Genomic DNA, 16525 nt, shown 5'->3' with positions numbered 1-16525 from the left:
CTGAAGTGGAAGGACCAGGCGCTGGTCCGCACCACGACTCCATACCTGAAACTCCAGGAGTAGAAGTGAAGCGCAGCAAGACTCTCCGCGCTGCGGACGCCAAGATCGACCGGGACAAGCTCTACGCCCCGCTCGAGGCCGTCCGTCTCGCCAAGGAGACCACCGCGACCAAGTTCGACGGCACCGTCGAGGTCGCCTTCCGTCTGGGTGTCGACCCGCGCAAGGCCGACCAGATGGTCCGTGGCACCGTGAACCTTCCGCACGGCACCGGCAAGACCGCCCGGGTCCTGGTCTTCGCGACCGGTGACCGTGCCGAGGCCGCGCGTGCCGCGGGCGCCGACATCGTCGGCGCCGACGAGCTCATCGACGAGGTCTCGAAGGGCCGGCTCGACTTCGACGCCGTCGTCGCCACCCCGGACCTCATGGGCAAGGTCGGCCGCCTCGGCCGCGTGCTCGGTCCCCGTGGCCTGATGCCGAACCCGAAGACCGGCACCGTCACCCCCGATGTCACCAAGGCTGTGAACGACATCAAGGGCGGCAAGATCGAGTTCCGCGTCGACAAGCACTCCAACCTGCACTTCATCATCGGCAAGGTGTCCTTCGACGACGCCAAGCTGGTGGAGAACTACGGTGCGGCGCTGGAGGAGATCCTGCGTCTCAAGCCGTCCGCGGCGAAGGGTCGTTACATCAAGAAGGCCGCCATCTCGACGACGATGGGCCCCGGCATTCAGCTCGACCCGAACCGCACCCGCAACCTCCTCGTCGAGGAGGACCCGGCCGCCGTCTGACCCTCCCGGGTCGATGAACGGCCGCTGAGCGTACGCGCTTTGCGAGACGAGCCCCGCAACCTTACGAGGTGCGGGGCTCGTCCCTTTTCACGTACGTTGCTGCGGACACGTGATTACGACTGGGGTGGGAATCATGACCAACAGGACTCTGCGACGCACCTGTATCTCGCTGACTGCAGTGGCAGCGCTGACCGGTGTCGCTGCCTGTGGCGGCTCTTCGGACGACGGCGGCTCCTCCGCCAAGGGCGGGGACAAGTCGAGCAGCAAGGACGGCGGCAAGAAGGAGGGCGGCAGCTTCAGCCCGCTCGCCGCGCTGCGCACCGTCGCGTCCACGACGGACAAGGCCGAGTCCTCGAAGATCGAGGGCACCACGGTGATGGGCAGCCAGATGTCCATGAAGATGAACGGCGCGATGTCCTGGGACGACGGCGTCGTCGGTGACATGAAGGTCACCTTCACCGGCGGACAGATGGCCCAGCAGATGGAGCAGCTCGGCGGCTCGTCGATCGACTACCGGTACCTGCCGGACGCCTACTACGCGAACATGGGGGACAAGTTCGCGCAGCAGGCCGGCGGCAAGCACTGGATCAAGTACGACTACGCGACGCTGGCCGAGATGGCGGGCGCCTCGGGGGAGTACCTCAAGGACCAGATGGAGAACACGACGCCGAACCAGTCGGTGAAGATGCTCCTCGCCTCCGGTGACGTGAAGAAGGTCGGCGACGAGAAGGTCCGTGGCGTGAATGCCACCCACTACTCGGGGACCGTCGACGTCGCGGACCTGGCGGGCAAGAGCTCCGACCTGGACGAGAAGCAGCTCTCCGCGCTGAAGAAGCAGCTCGACCAGGCCGGCATCAAGACCGAGAAGGTCGACATCTGGGTCAACGACGAGGACCTCCTGGTGAAGAAGGTCGAGAAGGGCGAGATGAAGGAAGGCACCTTCTCGTCCACGGTCTTCTACTCGGACTACGGCACCGAGGTGAAGACCACCGAGCCGCCGGCCGGGGACACCATGGACTTCAAGGAGCTCATGGAACAGCAGCAGCCGCAGTCGTAGCAGCTGTCGCCTGGCCCGGTACCGGCTTCACGGAGGCCGGTACCGGGCGATTTGCTCGACGCGGACCCGTTCGCGTACTCTTCCCGGGAAGCCAAAGACCGCTGGTTGTTGCTGTGTGCCTGTGGGCACGCGGTGGCCGAAGGATCCGCTGATTGCGGACGGCCCGCGCAGGTGACTGTGGAAGTGCTCCCGGATACCGTCCGGTCGAGCTCAGCCCCGTGCGCCTGCGCCCGGGGCGTTTCGTTTTGTACAGGCTGTTTTCAGACTGTGTTTCCAGCCCCTTCCTCGTGTGCCTGATGCAGGCGGTCCGGCGAACGCGGCTGATCGAGAGGTCAGTCGAGGATCATCACCCCGGAAGGAGGCCGAGGCTCATGGCGACGTCCGACAAGGTCGCAGCCGTCGACGAGATCACGGGAAAGCTCCGTGACTCCAACGCGGCTGTCATCACTTCGTACACCGGACTGTCCGTTGCACAGCTCCGGCAGCTGCGTCGTTCTCTCGGTGAGGACGCTCAGTACCGTGTGGTGAAGAACACGCTGACCAAGATCGCGGCCAAGGAGGCCGGGGTCGAGCTGGACGAGCACCTCAGTGGCTCGACGGCTGTCGCCTTCGTGACCGGTGACCCGGTCACGGCGGCGAAGGGTCTCCGTGACTTCGCCAAGGAGAACCCCGCTCTCGTCATCAAGGGCGGTGTCCTTGAAGGCAAGGCGCTGTCCGCCGACGAGATCAAGAAGCTTGCGGACCTCGAGTCCCGCGAGGTTCTGCTCAGCAAGCTGGCGGGTGCCATGAAGGGCAAGCAGTCTTCGGCTGCCGCGCTCTTCCAGGCGCTTCCCTCGAAGTTCGTCCGCACCGCGGAGGCGCTTCGTGCCAAGCAGGCCGAGCAGGGCGGTGCCGAGTAATTCGGCTCGCGTAATGGCAGCCCGTCACCAGGTGCGCCTGGGCGGGAGGCCGCAGCGGGCCTGAACGTACGCCCGCCTCACATGTACATCCGGCACCAGCCGAATTAGTGGAAGGACCGCCACCATGGCGAAGCTCAGCCAGGACGACCTGCTCGCGCAGTTCGAGGAGATGACCCTCATCGAGCTCTCCGAGTTCGTGAAGGCCTTCGAGGAGAAGTTCGACGTCACCGCTGCCGCCCCGGCCGCCGTGGCCGTTGCCGCCCCGGGTGCTGCCGGCGGCGGCGCCGAGGCCGAGCCCGAGCAGGACGAGTTCGACGTCGTCCTCACCGGCGCCGGCGACAAGAAGATCCAGGTCATCAAGGTCGTGCGTGAGCTGACCTCGCTGGGTCTGAAGGAGGCCAAGGACCTCGTCGACGGCACCCCGAAGCCGGTCCTCGAGAAGGTCGCCAAGGACGCCGCGGACAAGGCCAAGGAGGCCCTCGAGGGCGCCGGCGCCACCGTCGAGGTCAAGTGACCCTGCGAGTCTGCTGACTCCTCGCGCGAATCCGCGCATCGCGCTGTAACGCGCAAGCACTGAGGGGCGATCACCCATATGGGTGGTCGCCCTTCGGCGTCCTTGGGGAGGCTGCCTTGCGTGGCAGTTCCGGCCGAGTATGGTGATCTTCGTTGTGCTCGGACCCGGTCCGGTGGCGATCACTGGGGCTCGGTTTTGGACTGGGGGGCCTTGACGAACTGCACGCGGCGCGCAATTCTCAGGACGCGTCGCCACATCGATCCGGATCCGAGGCATGGATCGGTGGCGAAGAGGGCAGTGTGGATATGGCGCCGAACGGCGAGGGGTCGGCCGAAGGTGTTGATAACGGCAGGATGCCGAGGATGTCGTGGGTCTGAAAAAAACCCGCTCTGGACATCAGTGGGCCAAGTGGCTACACTGACCCTTTGCGCTGCCTGTTAGCTGCCCCCTGCCCGTCACCAGGGGCATGCCCACGCATGAGCCATCGTCGACCGACATCCCTGAGCTGGGAGTTCTTGGCGTCGGCTCTTGTGGGACCGGCACGCGCGTAGTGAGTCCGAGCCCTCGGAAGGACCCCCTCTTGGCCGCCTCGCGCACCGCCTCGACCGCGAATACGAACAACGGCGCAAGCACCGCCCCGCTGCGCATCTCCTTTGCAAAGATCAGGGAGCCCCTCGAGGTTCCGAACCTTCTTGCGCTGCAGACCGAGAGCTTTGACTGGCTGCTCGGCAATGACGCGTGGAAGGGTCGTGTCGAGAGCGCCCTGGACAGTGGACAGGACGTCCCCACCAAGTCCGGCCTGGAGGAGATCTTCGAGGAGATCTCCCCGATCGAGGACTTCTCCGGGTCGATGTCGCTGACCTTCCGCGACCACCGCTTCGAGCCCCCGAAGAACTCGATCGACGAGTGCAAGGAGCGCGACTTCACGTACGCGGCGCCGCTCTTCGTCACGGCCGAGTTCACCAACAACGAGACCGGCGAGATCAAGTCCCAGACGGTCTTCATGGGCGACTTCCCGCTCATGACCGACAAGGGCACCTTCTGCATCAACGGCACCGAGCGTGTCGTCGTGTCGCAGCTGGTCCGCTCGCCCGGTGTCTACTTCGACTCCTCCATCGACAAGACGTCCGACAAGGACATCTTCTCGGTCAAGGTCATCCCTTCCCGTGGTGCCTGGCTCGAGATGGAGATCGACAAGCGCGACATGGTCGGTGTGCGCATCGACCGCAAGCGCAAGCAGTCCGTCACCGTCCTCCTGAAGGCGCTCGGTTGGACGACCGAGCAGATCCTCGAGGAGTTCGGCGAGTACGAGTCCATGCGCGCCACCCTGGAGAAGGACCACACCCAGGGGCAGGACGACGCGCTGCTCGACATCTACCGCAAGCTCCGCCCGGGCGAGCCCCCCACGCGTGAGGCCGCGCAGACGCTGCTCGAGAACCTCTACTTCAACCCGAAGCGCTACGACCTCGCGAAGGTCGGCCGCTACAAGGTCAACAAGAAGCTGGGTGCGGACGCTCCGCTGGACGCGGGCATCCTCACGGTCGAGGACATCATCGCCTCGATCAAGTACCTGGTGAAGCTGCACGCCGGCGAGACCGAGACGGTCGGGGACAACGGCCAGCCGGTCGTCGTCGAGACCGACGACATCGACCACTTCGGCAACCGCCGCATCCGCAGCGTCGGCGAGCTCATCCAGAACCAGGTCCGTACGGGTCTGGCCCGGATGGAGCGCGTCGTGCGCGAGCGCATGACGACACAGGACGTCGAGGCGATCACGCCGCAGACCCTGATCAACATCCGGCCGGTCGTCGCCTCCATCAAGGAGTTCTTCGGTACCAGCCAGCTGTCGCAGTTCATGGACCAGACGAACCCGCTGTCGGGCCTGACGCACAAGCGTCGTCTCAACGCCCTCGGCCCGGGTGGTCTGTCCCGTGAGCGGGCCGGCTTCGAGGTCCGTGACGTGCACCCCTCGCACTACGGCCGCATGTGTCCGATCGAGACGCCCGAAGGGCCGAACATCGGTCTGATCGGTTCGCTCGCCTCGTACGGCCGGGTCAACGCCTTCGGTTTCATCGAGACGCCGTACCGCAAGGTCGTCGACGGTGTCGTCACCGACGAGGTCGACTACCTGACGGCCGACGAAGAGGACCGATTCGTCATCGCGCAGGCCAACGCGCCGCTGACGAACGACCTGCACTTCGCCGAGAACCGCGTCCTGGTCCGCCGCCGTGGCGGCGAGGTCGACTACATCCCCGGTGACGACGTCAACTACATGGACGTCTCGCCGCGCCAGATGGTGTCGGTCGCGACCGCGATGATCCCGTTCCTCGAGCACGACGACGCCAACCGCGCGCTCATGGGATCGAACATGATGCGCCAGGCCGTGCCGCTGATCAAGGCGGAGTCGCCGCTGGTCGGTACCGGCATGGAGTACCGCTGCGCGGTCGACGCCGGCGACGTCATCAAGGCCGAGAAGGACGGTGTCGTCCAAGAGGTCTCCGCCGACTACGTCACGGTGGCCAACGACGACGGCACCTACACCACGTACCGGGTCGCCAAGTTCTCCCGCTCGAACCAGGGCACCTCCTTCAACCAGAAGGTCGTCGTGGACGAGGGCGCGCGCGTCATCGAGGGCCAGGTCCTCGCCGACGGCCCCTCGACCGAAGAGGGCGAGATGGCGCTCGGCAAGAACCTCCTCGTGGCGTTCATGCCGTGGGAGGGCCACAACTACGAGGACGCGATCATCCTGTCGCAGCGCCTCGTACAGGACGACGTCCTCTCCTCGATCCACATCGAGGAGCACGAGGTCGACGCCCGGGACACCAAGCTCGGCCCGGAGGAGATCACCCGGGACATCCCGAATGTCTCCGAGGAGGTCCTCGCCGACCTCGACGAGCGCGGCATCATCCGGATCGGTGCCGAGGTCGTCGCCGGCGACATCCTCGTCGGCAAGGTCACGCCCAAGGGTGAGACCGAGCTGACGCCGGAGGAGCGCCTGCTGCGCGCGATCTTCGGTGAGAAGGCCCGCGAGGTCCGTGACACCTCCCTGAAGGTGCCGCACGGCGAGACCGGCAAGGTCATCGGCGTCCGCGTCTTCGACCGCGAGGAGGGCGACGAGCTTCCGCCCGGTGTGAACCAGCTGGTGCGCGTGTACGTCGCGCAGAAGCGCAAGATCACCGACGGTGACAAGCTCGCCGGCCGGCACGGCAACAAGGGCGTCATCTCGAAGATCAACCCGATCGAGGACATGCCGTTCCTCGAGGACGGCACCCCGGTCGACATCATCCTCAACCCGCTCGGCGTCCCGTCCCGAATGAACCCGGGACAGGTCCTGGAGATCCACCTCGGCTGGCTCGCCAGCCAGGGCTGGAACGTCCAGGGTGCCGAGGAGTGGATGGAGCGTCTGAAGGGGATCGGCGCCGACGAGGTGCCCGCGGGCTCCAACGTCGCGACCCCGGTCTTCGACGGCGCCCGCGAGGACGAGATCTCCGGCCTGTTCGAGCACACCATTCCGAACCGGGACGGCGAGCGCATGGTGCTCCCCTCCGGCAAGGCACGGCTGTTCGACGGCCGCTCCGGTGAGCCGTTCCCGGACCCGATCTCCGTCGGCTACATGTACATCCTCAAGCTGCACCACCTGGTCGACGACAAGCTGCACGCACGGTCGACCGGCCCGTACTCGATGATCACCCAGCAGCCGCTCGGTGGTAAGGCGCAGTTCGGTGGTCAGCGCTTCGGTGAGATGGAGGTGTGGGCGCTCGAGGCGTACGGCGCCGCTTATGCCCTCCAGGAGCTGCTGACGATCAAGTCCGACGACGTGACCGGCCGCGTGAAGGTCTACGAGGCCATCGTCAAGGGCGAGAACATCCCCGAGCCCGGCATCCCCGAGTCCTTCAAGGTGCTCATCAAGGAGATGCAGTCCCTGTGCCTGAACGTGGAGGTGCTGTCCTCGGACGGTATGTCCATCGAGATGCGTGACACGGATGAGGACGTCTTCCGCGCCGCGGAGGAGCTCGGTATCGACCTGTCCCGGCGCGAGCCGAGCAGCGTCGAAGAGGTCTGACGGGTCTGGTCGGGGTCTCTGCTTAAGAGGCCCCGGCCCCGCCCCGGACCCGTACAGACCATGATTTAGCGCCCTTTCGCTCACTGAGTGCGAGGGGCACGACCCCCGAAAGAGGGATTGACGACAAAGTGCTCGACGTCAACTTCTTCGACGAGCTGCGGATCGGCCTGGCCACCGCGGACGACATCCGACAGTGGTCGCACGGCGAGGTCAAGAAGCCGGAGACCATCAACTACCGCACCCTCAAGCCCGAGAAGGACGGACTCTTCTGCGAGAAGATCTTCGGTCCGACCCGGGACTGGGAGTGCTACTGCGGCAAGTACAAGCGTGTCCGCTTCAAGGGCATCATCTGCGAGCGCTGCGGCGTCGAGGTCACTCGCGCCAAGGTGCGTCGTGAGCGGATGGGCCACATCGAGCTTGCCGCTCCCGTCACCCACATCTGGTACTTCAAGGGCGTCCCGTCGCGCCTCGGGTACCTGCTCGACCTGGCGCCGAAGGACCTCGAGAAGGTCATCTACTTCGCCGCCTACATGATCACGTTCGTGGACGAGGAGCGTCGTACCCGCGACCTGCCGTCCCTGGAGGCGCACGTCTCCGTCGAGCGTCAGCAGATCGAGAACCGCCGCGACGCCGACCTCGAGGCCCGCGCCAAGAAGCTCGAGACCGACTTGGCCGAGCTCGAGGCCGAGGGCGCCAAGGCCGACGTACGCCGCAAGGTGCGCGAGGGCGCCGAGCGCGAGATGAAGCAGCTGCGCGACCGCGCCCAGCGCGAGATCGACCGTCTCGACGAGGTGTGGAACCGCTTCAAGAACCTCAAGGTCCAGGACCTCGAGGGCGACGAGCTGCTCTACCGCGAGCTGCGCGACCGTTTCGGCACCTACTTCGACGGCTCGATGGGTGCCGCGGCGCTGCAGAAGCGCCTGGAGTCCTTCGACCTCGACGAGGAGGCCGAGCGCCTCCGCGAGATCATCCGTACCGGCAAGGGCCAGAAGAAGACCCGCGCGCTCAAGCGCCTCAAGGTCGTCTCCGCCTTCCTGCAGACCAGCAACAGCCCCAAGGGCATGGTGCTCGACTGCGTGCCGGTCATCCCGCCGGACCTGCGTCCGATGGTGCAGCTGGACGGTGGCCGCTTCGCGACCTCCGACCTGAACGACCTGTACCGCCGCGTCATCAACCGCAACAACCGCCTGAAGCGCCTTCTCGACCTCGGTGCCCCCGAGATCATCGTGAACAACGAGAAGCGCATGCTCCAGGAGGCAGTCGACGCGCTCTTCGACAACGGCCGTCGTGGTCGCCCGGTCACGGGCCCCGGCAACCGTCCGCTGAAGTCGCTGTCCGACATGCTCAAGGGCAAGCAGGGCCGCTTCCGGCAGAACCTGCTCGGCAAGCGCGTGGACTACTCCGCGCGTTCGGTGATCGTCGTCGGTCCGCAGCTGAAGCTGCACCAGTGCGGTCTGCCGAAGGCCATGGCCCTGGAGCTCTTCAAGCCGTTCGTGATGAAGCGCCTGGTCGACCTGAACCACGCGCAGAACATCAAGTCGGCCAAGCGCATGGTCGAGCGCGGCCGCACGGTCGTGTACGACGTCCTGGAAGAGGTCATCGCCGAGCACCCGGTTCTGCTGAACCGTGCGCCGACGCTGCACCGCCTCGGTATCCAGGCCTTCGAGCCGCAGCTGGTCGAGGGCAAGGCCATTCAGATCCACCCGCTCGTCTGCACCGCGTTCAACGCGGACTTCGACGGTGACCAGATGGCCGTGCACCTGCCGCTCTCCGCGGAGGCGCAGGCCGAGGCGCGCATCCTGATGCTCTCCTCGAACAACATTCTGAAGCCGGCCGACGGCCGTCCGGTCACCATGCCCACCCAGGACATGGTGCTCGGCCTCTTCTTCCTCACCACCGACGAGGAAGAGCGCAAGGTCATCGGTGAGGGCCGGTCCTTCGGCTCGACGGCCGAGGCGACCATGGCGTTCGACGCCAAGGAGCTCTCGCTGCAGGCGAAGGTCGACATCCGCTTCCCGGTGGGCACCATCCCGCCGCGCGGCTGGACCCCGCCGGCCGAGGACGAGGCCGACGAGGCACTCGGCCAGGGCCCCTGGCAGCCGGGCGACTCCTTCCGTCTGCGGACGACCCTGGGCCGCGCGCTCTTCAACGAGCTGCTGCCCGAGGACTACCCGTTCGTGGACTACACGGTCGGCAAGAAGCAGCTCTCCGAGATCGTCAACGACCTCGCCGAGCGCTACCCGAAGGTCATCGTGGCGGCGACGCTCGACAACCTGAAGGCGGCCGGCTTCTTCTGGGCGACCCGCTCCGGTGTCACCGTCGCCATCTCCGACGTCGTCGTCCCCGACGCGAAGAAGGAGATCGTCGCCGGGTACGAGGCGCAGGACGAGAAGGTCCAGAAGCAGTACGAGCGCGGTCTGATCACCAAGGACGAGCGCACCAACGAACTGATCACCATCTGGACGCGTGCGACGGCCGAGGTCGCCGACGCGATGAACGCGAACTTCCCGAAGACCAACCCCATCTACATGATGGTGAATTCGGGCGCGCGCGGAAACATGATGCAGATGCGTCAGATCGCCGGTATGCGTGGTCTGGTGTCCAACGCCAAGAACGAGACCATCCCGCGGCCCATCAAGGCCTCGTTCCGTGAGGGTCTCTCCGTACTGGAGTACTTCATCTCCACGCACGGTGCCCGTAAGGGTCTGGCGGACACCGCCCTGCGTACGGCCGACTCGGGTTACCTGACCCGTCGTCTGGTCGACGTCTCGCAGGACGTGATCATCCGCGAGGAGGACTGCGGCACCGACCGCGGTCTGAAGCTGCGGATCGCCGAGAAGGGCGCCGACGGCATCCTGCGGAAGGCCGAGGACGTCGAGACCTCGGTGTACGCCCGCATGCTCGCCGAGGACGTCGTCATCGACGGCAAGGTCATCGCGCCGGCCAACGTCGACCTCGGTGACGTACTCATCGACGCCCTGGTCGCCAACGGCGTCGAGGAGGTCAAGACCCGCTCGGTCCTGACCTGTGAGTCGGCGGTCGGCACCTGTGCCTTCTGCTACGGCCGTTCGCTGGCCACCGGCAAGCTGGTCGACATCGGTGAGGCGGTCGGCATCATCGCCGCCCAGTCCATCGGTGAGCCCGGTACCCAGCTGACGATGCGTACCTTCCACACCGGTGGTGTGGCCGGTGACGACATCACCCAGGGTCTGCCCCGTGTCGTCGAGCTCTTCGAGGCCCGTACGCCGAAGGGTGTCGCCCCGATCTCCGAGGCCGCCGGCCGCGTGCGGATCGAGGAGACCGAGAAGACCAAGAAGATCGTCGTCACCCCGGACGACGGCAGCGACGAGACGGCCTTCCCGATCTCGAAGCGTGCCCGACTCCTGGTGGGCGAGGGCGACCACGTCGACGTGGGCCAGAAGCTCACGGTGGGTGCCACCAACCCGCACGACGTGCTGCGGATCCTCGGTCAGCGCGCGGTCCAGGTCCACCTGGTCGGCGAGGTCCAGAAGGTCTACAACTCGCAGGGTGTGTCGATCCACGACAAGCACATCGAGATCATCATCCGGCAGATGCTGCGCCGTGTGACGATCATCGAGTCGGGCGACGCGGAGCTGCTGCCCGGTGAGCTCGTCGAGCGTACGAAGTTCGAGACGGAGAACCGCCGGGTCGTGACGACCGGTGGCCACCCGGCCTCGGGCCGTCCGCAGCTGATGGGTATCACCAAGGCCTCGCTCGCGACGGAGTCCTGGCTGTCGGCCGCCTCCTTCCAGGAGACGACCCGAGTCCTGACGGACGCGGCGATCAACGCCAAGTCCGACAGCCTCATCGGCCTCAAGGAGAACGTCATCATCGGTAAGCTCATCCCGGCCGGTACGGGCCTGTCCCGCTACCGCAACATCCGGGTGGAGCCCACCGAGGAGGCCAAGGCCGCGATGTACTCGGCCGTCGGCTACGACGACATCGACTACTCGCCGTTCGGCACCGGCTCCGGCCAGGCCGTCCCGCTGGAGGACTACGACTACGGTCCGTACAACCAGTAAGCGAGCAGCTTGAGTCGAAGGGCGGTCATCCCTGTGCGGGGTGACCGCCCTTCGGTGTGTGCGGGGGGTGCGTCACCGCCGTCTAGCATTTCAGGATGGTGGAGAAGCACACGGTTGCCGTGGTGGCGTATGACGGGATGGCGCCGTTCGAGTTGGGTGTGGTGGTGGAGGTGTTCGGGCTTGCGCGGCCCGAGTTGGGGGAGCGGCCCTGGTACGAGCTGAAGGTGTGTGCGCAGGAGCCGGGGCGTCAACTGCGGGTGGTCGGTGGGTTCTCGGTGCGTGCGGAGCACGGTCTGGACGTGCTGGCGTCGGCGGACACCGTCATCGTGCCCGGGGTGGCCGAGGCCGGCGGTGAGGTGCCGGCCGCGCTCGTCGACGCGCTGCTGCGGGCGCACGAGCGCGGGGCGCGGCTCGTGTCGATCTGTTCGGGCGCGTTCGCGCTCGCCGCGACGGGGCTGCTCGACGGGCGGCGGGCCACCACCCACTGGCGCTACGCACGGGCGCTCGCGGAGCGGCATCCGCGGGTGGAGGTGGACCCGGATGTGCTGTATGTGGACAACGGCGACGTGCTGAGCAGTGCGGGCAGCGCGGCCGGGATCGATCTGTGCCTGTACCTGGTGCGCGCGGACCACGGGGCGGAGGTCGCCAACAAGGTGGCCCGCCGGTTCGTGGTCCCGCCGCACCGCGAGGGCGGGCAGGCGCAGTTCATCGAGGCGGCGGTACGTCCGGTGGACGGGGTGGACGACGGGATCGCCCGGAGCATGGACTGGGCGCTCGGACGGCTGCACACGCCGTTGTCCGTGGCGGCCCTGGCCACGGTCGCGGCGATGTCCGAGCGGTCGTATCTGCGGCACTTCACCCGGCGCAACGGGGTCAGCCCGATGCGCTGGGTCGTCTCGCAGCGGGTGGCGGCGAGCCTGCCGCTTCTCGAGTCGGGCGAGGGCAGCGTCGACGAGGTCGCCGCGGCGGTGGGCTTCGACAGTGCGGCGACCTTTCGGCACCACTTCACACGGCGGATGCGTACGACGCCCATGGCGTATCGCAAGGCGTTCACGCGGGTGGCGGCGGCCTGAGGACCGGCTCGTCCCGCTGCCGGACCGGAGGACCACCCGCTGGCGGGATCTTGACGAACTCAGGCGTTGCCGCCACTCGTCCCGTACGGGCAGAGCGTCGAGCATTGCCTGCAGGATCTGGGAACCCCCAGGTCAGCGCCGAGTTCGACATCCGTCGCCGGTGCTCGTGCAAGCTGCAAGGAGTACGTCCGTGACCGCCACCGCCGCCGGCCTCTCCATCCCCGCCGCCGCTCCCGCCGAGGCCGCCGCCCACTTCGCGGCACGGCTGTCCTTCGAGGCCGACGTCTCCGACGTCCACGCCGACCTCTCCGCCGGGGTCGCCGGCGTGGTCGTGGTCGACTCGCGCAGCGAGGTCGCCTGGGCGCAGGGCCACATCCCCGGGGCGCTGCACATCCCCACCGCGGAGATCGCCGGGCGGGCGCCCGCGCTGATCGACCCGTCGGTGACTGTGGTCACCTACTGCTGGGGCCCGGGCTGCAACGGCGCCACCCGCGCCGCCCTCGCCTTCGCCCGCCTGGGATACCGGGTCAAGGAGATGATCGGCGGCTTCGAGTACTGGGCGCGTGAGGGCTTCGCGTACGAGACGGCCGAGGGCAGTGCGCAGCGGCCCGTCGACGACCTGACGGCCCCTCGTTCCGGCATCTCCTGCGCCTGCTGAGGAGAGGCGGGTGACCTGGTGTTTCGCCGAGGTCCGCGGCCGTGCGGCGCCGATGATCTACGCCTGACAAGTCCGGCGTGTCAGGGCGATCGCATTTGTTTTGACCGGAGTCCATGAGGTAGGTACGCTCAGACCTTGTGCCTGGGGTGTGCCTGGGCTCGCGTGCGTGCCCATAGTCCGTACGCGGAGCCGTATCAACACACCGCAATCTGCGTCTCTCCCCGCTCCTTGTGCGGGAGTCCGCAGCATTCGACACACCCGACCGCGTGGGTCGGCGAAGTTCCAGGTTAGCTTTATACGGCACACAGAAACCGGAGAAGTAGTGCCTACGATCCAGCAGCTGGTCCGCAAGGGCCGGCAGGACAAGGTCGAAAAGACCAAGACCCCGGCCCTGGAGGCCTCGCCCCAGCGCCGCGGCGTCTGCACGCGTGTGTTCACCACCACCCCCAAGAAGCCGAACTCGGCGCTGCGGAAGGTCGCACGTGTGCGTCTGACCTCCGGCATCGAGGTCACGGCCTACATCCCGGGTGAGGGGCACAACCTGCAGGAGCACTCCATCGTGCTCGTGCGTGGCGGTCGTGTGAAGGACCTGCCGGGTGTTCGCTACAAGATCATCCGTGGTGCGCTCGACACCCAGGCGGTCAAGAACCGCAAGCAGGCCCGCAGCCGCTACGGCGCCAAGAAGGAGAAGTAAGAATGCCTCGTAAGGGCCCCGCCCCGAAGCGCCCGGTCATCATCGACCCGGTCTACGGTTCTCCTCTGGTGACCTCCCTCATCAACAAGGTGCTGCTGAACGGCAAGCGCTCCACCGCCGAGCGCATCGTGTACGGCGCCATGGAGGGCCTCCGTGACAAGTCGGGCAACGACCCGGTCATCACGCTGAAGCGCGCGCTGGAGAACATCAAGCCGACCCTCGAGGTCAAGTCCCGCCGTGTCGGTGGCGCGACCTACCAGGTCCCGGTCGAGGTCAAGCCCGGCCGCGCCAACACGCTCGCGCTGCGCTGGCTCGTGGGTTACTCCCGCGCCCGTCGTGAGAAGACGATGACCGAGCGCCTGACGAACGAGCTGCTCGACGCCTCGAACGGCCTCGGTGCGGCCGTCAAGAAGCGCGAGGACACGCACAAGATGGCCGAGTCCAACAAGGCCTTCGCGCACTACCGCTGGTAGTCGCAACCCACATCGAGAGAACGAGAGAAGACTGAAGCCTTATGGCTACCACTTCGCTTGATCTGGCCAAGGTCCGCAACATCGGGATCATGGCCCACATCGACGCGGGCAAGACGACGACCACCGAGCGGATCCTGTTCTACACCGGTGTCTCGTACAAGATCGGTGAGGTCCACGACGGCGCTGCCACCATGGACTGGATGGAGCAGGAGCAGGAGCGTGGCATCACGATCACGTCCGCTGCCACCACCTGCCACTGGCCGCTGGAGAACGTCGACCACACGATCAACATCATCGACACCCCCGGGCACGTCGACTTCACCGTCGAGGTGGAGCGGTCCCTGCGGGTGCTCGACGGTGCGGTGACCGTGTTCGACGGCGTGGCCGGCGTCGAGCCCCAGTCCGAGACCGTCTGGCGTCAGGCGGACCGCTACGGCGTTCCGCGCATCTGCTTCGTCAACAAGCTGGACCGTACGGGCGCCGAGTTCCACCGCTGCGTCGACATGATCGTGGACCGCCTCGGCGCCACCCCGATCGTCATGCAGATCCCGATCGGTGCGGAGTCCGACTTCAGGGGTGTCGTCGACCTCGTCACCATGAAGGCGTTCGTCTGGTCCGCCGAGGCCTCCAAGGGCGAGATGTACGACACCGTCGACATCCCGGACACCCACCAGGAAGCCGCCGACGAGTGGCGCGGCAAGCTGCTCGAGACCGTCGCCGAGAACGACGACGAGATGATGGAGCTGTACCTGGAGGGCCAGGAGCCCACCGTGGAGCAGCTGTACGCGGCGATCCGCCGTATCACCATCGCCTCCGGCAAGGTCATCGACGGCACCACCGTCACCCCCGTGTTCTGCGGTACCGCCTTCAAGAACAAGGGCGTTCAGCCCCTGCTCGACGCGGTCGTGCGTTACCTGCCCTCCCCCCTGGACGTCGAGGCCATCGAGGGCCACGACGTCAAGGACCCGGAGACCGTGGTCACGCGCAAGCCGTCCGAGGAGGAGCCGCTCTCCGCGCTCGCCTTCAAGATCGCGAGCGACCCGCACCTGGGCAGGCTCACCTTCATCCGGGTCTACTCGGGTCGCCTGGACTCCGGCACCGCGGTGCTGAACCCCATCAAGGGCAAGAAGGAGCGCATCGGCAAGATCTACCGCATGCACGCGAACAAGCGTGAGGAGATCGAGTCGGTGGGCGCGGGCGACATCGTCGCCGTCATGGGCCTGAAGCAGACCACCACCGGTGAGACGCTCTGCGACGACAAGAACCCGGTGATCCTGGAGTCCATGGACTTCCCGGCGCCGGTCATCGAGGTCGCGATCGAGCCCAAGTCCAAGGGCGACCAGGAGAAGCTGGGTGTCGCCATCCAGCGCCTGGCAGAGGAGGACCCGTCCTTCCGCGCCAAGACGGACGAGGAGACCGGTCAGACGATCATCGCCGGTATGGGCGAGCTCCATCTGGACGTCTTCGTCGACCGCATGAAGCGCGAGTTCCGCGTCGAGGCCAACGTCGGCAAGCCGCAGGTCGCGTACCGCGAGACGCTGCGCAAGCCGGTCGAGCGCCTCGACTACACGCACAAGAAGCAGACTGGTGGTTCCGGCCAGTTCGCCAAGGTGCAGATCGCGGTCGAGCCGCTCGAGGGCGACGGCTACGAGTTCCAGAACAAGGTCACCGGTGGCCGTGTCCCGCGGGAGTACATCCCGTCCGTGGACGCCGGCTGCCAGGAGGCCATGGAGTTCGGCGTGCTCGCCGGCTACCCGCTCACGGGTGTCCGCGTCACGCTCCTTGACGGCGCCTACCACGAGGTCGACTCCTCCGAGATGGCGTTCAAGATCGCCGGTTCGATGGCCTTCAAGGAGGCCGCACGCAAGGCCTCCCCGGCCCTGCTCGAGCCGATGATGAAGGTCGAGGTGACCACGCCCGAGGACTACATGGGCGACGTCGTCGGCGACATCAACTCCCGTCGCGGTCAGATCCAGTCCATGGAAGACCGCTCGGGTGCCAAGCTCGTCACGGGCCTGGTGCCGCTGTCGGAGATGTTCGGCTATGTCGGAGACCTCCGCAGCAAGACCTCGGGTCGCGCAAGCTACTCGATGCAGTTCGACTCCTACGCCGAGGTTCCCAGGAACGTCGCCGAGGAGATCATCGCGAAGGCCAAGGGCGAGTAACTCACCCGAGTTCACGCTTTAGGCTTGTCACCGGAGTCCACCGGGGCATTTCCTTCCACACCGGTACGGAATGCCCCGGGCTCCGGGCAACCCAGCAA

11 protein-coding genes are annotated in these 16525 nt (G+C 66.7%); all 11 read left to right on the top strand.

Annotation, left to right across the window (positions count from 1 at the left end):
• The first annotated feature begins 65 nt into the window (after window positions 1-65).
• Window positions 66-788: a 50S ribosomal protein L1 gene (rplA, locus tag DY218_RS05330; RefSeq protein ID WP_128554736.1), complete on the top strand. Its 723-nt coding sequence runs from the start codon at window positions 66-68 to the stop codon at window positions 786-788.
• 133 nt (window positions 789-921) lie between these two features.
• Entirely contained in the window at window positions 922-1845 is a 924-nt protein-coding gene (locus tag DY218_RS05325) for a LolA-like protein (RefSeq protein WP_128554735.1), read from the top strand.
• 371 nt (window positions 1846-2216) lie between these two features.
• The gene (gene rplJ / locus DY218_RS05320) at window positions 2217-2744 is read left to right on the top strand and encodes a 50S ribosomal protein L10 (RefSeq protein WP_128554734.1); all 528 of its coding nucleotides are present in this window, start codon (window positions 2217-2219) and stop codon (window positions 2742-2744) included.
• A 124-nt stretch (window positions 2745-2868) separates the two neighbouring features.
• Window positions 2869-3258 (top strand): 50S ribosomal protein L7/L12, encoded by a 390-nt coding sequence (gene rplL / locus DY218_RS05315; RefSeq protein ID WP_128554733.1) that lies wholly within the window; start codon window positions 2869-2871, stop codon window positions 3256-3258.
• Between the two features lie 580 nt (window positions 3259-3838).
• Entirely contained in the window at window positions 3839-7321 is a 3483-nt protein-coding gene (gene rpoB, locus DY218_RS05305; RefSeq protein ID WP_128554732.1) for a DNA-directed RNA polymerase subunit beta, read from the top strand.
• 128 nt (window positions 7322-7449) lie between these two features.
• Window positions 7450-11364 carry a DNA-directed RNA polymerase subunit beta' gene (locus DY218_RS05300; RefSeq protein WP_128554731.1) on the top strand — a complete coding sequence of 1305 codons (3915 nt, stop codon included), beginning with the start codon at window positions 7450-7452 and terminating at the stop codon, window positions 11362-11364.
• A 95-nt stretch (window positions 11365-11459) separates the two neighbouring features.
• A complete protein-coding gene (locus DY218_RS05295; protein WP_199566633.1) occupies window positions 11460-12437 on the top strand; it encodes a helix-turn-helix domain-containing protein in 978 nt (325 codons plus the stop codon).
• Window positions 12438-12627: 190 nt separating this feature from the next.
• Window positions 12628-13095 (top strand): rhodanese-like domain-containing protein, encoded by a 468-nt coding sequence (locus DY218_RS05290; RefSeq protein ID WP_128554730.1) that lies wholly within the window; start codon window positions 12628-12630, stop codon window positions 13093-13095.
• 322 nt (window positions 13096-13417) lie between these two features.
• Window positions 13418-13789, top strand: coding sequence for a 30S ribosomal protein S12 (gene rpsL / locus DY218_RS05285; protein ID WP_007265893.1), 372 nt, complete (start codon window positions 13418-13420; stop codon window positions 13787-13789).
• Between the two features lie 2 nt (window positions 13790-13791).
• The gene (gene rpsG / locus DY218_RS05280; RefSeq protein ID WP_128554729.1) at window positions 13792-14262 is read left to right on the top strand and encodes a 30S ribosomal protein S7; all 471 of its coding nucleotides are present in this window, start codon (window positions 13792-13794) and stop codon (window positions 14260-14262) included.
• Between the two features lie 41 nt (window positions 14263-14303).
• Window positions 14304-16427, top strand: coding sequence for an elongation factor G (gene fusA / locus DY218_RS05275; RefSeq protein ID WP_128554728.1), 2124 nt, complete (start codon window positions 14304-14306; stop codon window positions 16425-16427).
• The last annotated feature ends 98 nt before the right edge of the window (window positions 16428-16525 follow it).

Origin of the sequence: Streptomyces triticagri, assembly GCF_003429565.1 — a bacterium.
Classification (GTDB): Bacteria; Actinomycetota; Actinomycetes; order Streptomycetales; family Streptomycetaceae; genus Streptomyces; species Streptomyces triticagri.
Note: the sequence above shows the minus strand (reverse complement) of the source record. Positions and strands in the feature narration are given on the sequence as shown.

What these genes read in the sequence shown, in the direction of transcription:
- rplL (WP_128554733.1), top strand. Translation starts at nt 2,869, where the DNA reads ATGGCGAAGCTCAGCCAGGACGACCTGCTCGCGCAGTTCGAGGAGATG.
- rplJ (WP_128554734.1), top strand. Translation starts at nt 2,217, where the DNA reads ATGGCGACGTCCGACAAGGTCGCAGCCGTCGACGAGATCACGGGAAAG.
- fusA (WP_128554728.1), top strand. Translation starts at nt 14,304, where the DNA reads ATGGCTACCACTTCGCTTGATCTGGCCAAGGTCCGCAACATCGGGATC.
- rpsG (WP_128554729.1), top strand. Translation starts at nt 13,792, where the DNA reads ATGCCTCGTAAGGGCCCCGCCCCGAAGCGCCCGGTCATCATCGACCCG.
- DY218_RS05295 (WP_199566633.1), top strand. Translation starts at nt 11,460, where the DNA reads ATGGTGGAGAAGCACACGGTTGCCGTGGTGGCGTATGACGGGATGGCG.
- DY218_RS05325 (WP_128554735.1), top strand. Translation starts at nt 922, where the DNA reads ATGACCAACAGGACTCTGCGACGCACCTGTATCTCGCTGACTGCAGTG.